This is a genomic window from Acinetobacter sp. AG1, from assembly GCF_001005525.1.
GTDB classification, from domain to species: Bacteria; Pseudomonadota; Gammaproteobacteria; order Pseudomonadales; family Moraxellaceae; genus Acinetobacter; species Acinetobacter modestus.
In genome coordinates, this window is record NZ_LBMZ01000017.1 from 1 (window position 1) to 1,893 (window position 1,893).

The 1,893-nt window shown below is 30.4% G+C and carries 4 protein-coding genes and 1 pseudogene; 1 reads left to right on the top strand and 4 read right to left on the bottom strand.

Annotated elements, in window-relative coordinates:
* Positions 1-312: 312 nt before the first annotated feature.
* A complete protein-coding gene (locus AAV96_RS00125; protein WP_046737830.1) occupies positions 313-492 on the bottom strand; it encodes a hypothetical protein in 180 nt (59 codons plus the stop codon).
* Between the two features lie 69 nt (positions 493-561).
* Entirely contained in the window at positions 562-783 is a 222-nt protein-coding gene (locus AAV96_RS00130; RefSeq protein ID WP_046737838.1) for a hypothetical protein, read from the bottom strand.
* A 290-nt stretch (positions 784-1,073) separates the two neighbouring features.
* Here AAV96_RS00130 and AAV96_RS00135 point away from each other — a divergent pair, with 290 nt between their 5' ends.
* Positions 1,074-1,262 carry a hypothetical protein gene (locus AAV96_RS00135; RefSeq protein WP_046737839.1) on the top strand — a complete coding sequence of 63 codons (189 nt, stop codon included), beginning with the start codon at positions 1,074-1,076 and terminating at the stop codon, positions 1,260-1,262.
* A 109-nt stretch (positions 1,263-1,371) separates the two neighbouring features.
* Here the strand turns inward: AAV96_RS00135 and AAV96_RS00140 are convergent, their stop codons facing one another.
* Entirely contained in the window at positions 1,372-1,599 is a 228-nt protein-coding gene (locus AAV96_RS00140; RefSeq protein WP_081407472.1) for a hypothetical protein, read from the bottom strand.
* A 135-nt stretch (positions 1,600-1,734) separates the two neighbouring features.
* Positions 1,735-1,893, bottom strand: a pseudogene (locus AAV96_RS18525) (efflux transporter periplasmic adaptor subunit); the annotation flags it as partial.

A 1,893-nucleotide genomic window follows, 5' to 3' on the forward strand; every position in this document is an offset into this window, starting at 1 on the left:
CTGAAATCGAACAGAGTGAGCAAAATGAAAAATCTGATCCAAACAACAAATAATCTATTATTTACAGTGTACTAAATTTATTTAGTTCTCTGTTCAATAATTAAAAATAAATTAGTGCACTGATTTATTTATATTCCAATTAAATACCATCAGATCTAACATATAGTCTGAAGCTTCGGACAATGACAATTTCTGTGTTTTATAAAAATAATTATTAAAATTTTTCGATAATTTGAGCTATTAAAATATTATCTTTATTAAAATTTAAATATAAAAAGAGACGCTTATTAGCGTCTTTTAACCGTTATCTAGCTAATTAATATATGTCAATTTAAAACCATTCTCCTGCATAACCTTAAGCTCTGGAATGCAAGAGATTTTCCACACTTCGTTTGACCAATGCATCAGTGCGCCATTCTCTTGTTTGTAATAGTTTTCACCACCATCTTTAGAATGGTGGATAAACTGAGTTCCTTTTGGGATAATATTCATTTTCAAACCTTAACCTTAGATCAATCAAAACATGGACTTAAAAGTGATCTATTCTAAATCCATGACTTTTCACTTGTTTTTTAAAATATCTTGAACTCTTGAGATAGCGTACTCGCGATCAGTACTTTCAGGTATCCAAAAGGTATACATTAAGCCATTCTTTTCCACTTCATTTTTTAAATAAAGTATGGATGTATATGTATTTAGATCGCTGACTTTAAATTGATTACCGATATAGTTTTCGGTCTGAAAGTTTTGGCCATCAAATGGGCCATCAATAAATATATTCATTTATTATTCACTTGCTAAAGAATAACAATAGCACATAAATCAAAAATACCTAGCTTTTAAGTGGATATGTACTCTTTGTGTAGCCCTACTTGAATTTAAGTATCGGTAATTAAAGGAATAAGTGATCAAACTCAATGAGTAATATATAACGGATTTTATTCATGAAACATTTACTTTAATTAAACTCTATTTTAACTACATATATGAACTTATACACCTTAAAAGTACCCTAGTGTAACAAGTTTAACAGCGTACTATGGGCTCTCCACAGTGAAGTAAAGAAGATTAAAATGTCTGATTTTAAAGATTTTTCTAATAAAGCAACCAAACATAGTGAAGCAAAACCAACGATACAAGCAAATGAGCACACTGAGGTAAATGTTCCGACCAAACCTCAACCTGGCACCGAACCAAAGCCAGAGACAGAACAAAAGGACAAAGGTGTCCAACCTGATCACAATACAACTAAGCCTAATTAATGGTTAATTTGTTAGAAATCTAATAATCTAATATTTAAAATAAGATCTTATGTTTCATCATAAGGTCTTATTTCTTTATATAGAAACCGCTTTAATTAAAATTTATTGATTACTTCGCATTTGGTTTATTGAGGATTTCTTCAACACGTTTGGTAACATCAGAAATACTTATGTCTCGGCAAATCCAAAAGCTATAAATTTTATCGTTTTTCACATAAATTTGTTTAAAATATTCAGAGGACTTTTTACTATCTATTTCACCAGCTTTGAAGCTTTTTTTATTCAAATCCACCCTTAATCCGTCTAAGTCACCACCAATACATATTTTCAATATTATCACCACTTAAATTGAATAATAACCATACCATAGATCATTCAATTTTATCTTATCGTTTTAATAACTCTTGGAATTATAGAATTGATCAATCGGCTCATATAAAAAACCTTAGCTTATCTATCTATTTTTACTAAGTGTTAGGCTAAGGCTTTCTTCAGCCTCATGTTCCTCATCCTTTTCATCGTGTTTAGGTTCATCTTTTTCATTTTCTTGATGGGCATGTTCCTGCTCACCTTGTGCGGCAGTTTCAGAAGTCTTGGTTTTGTTATTCCATAATAGTCCTACTGCCAAAAC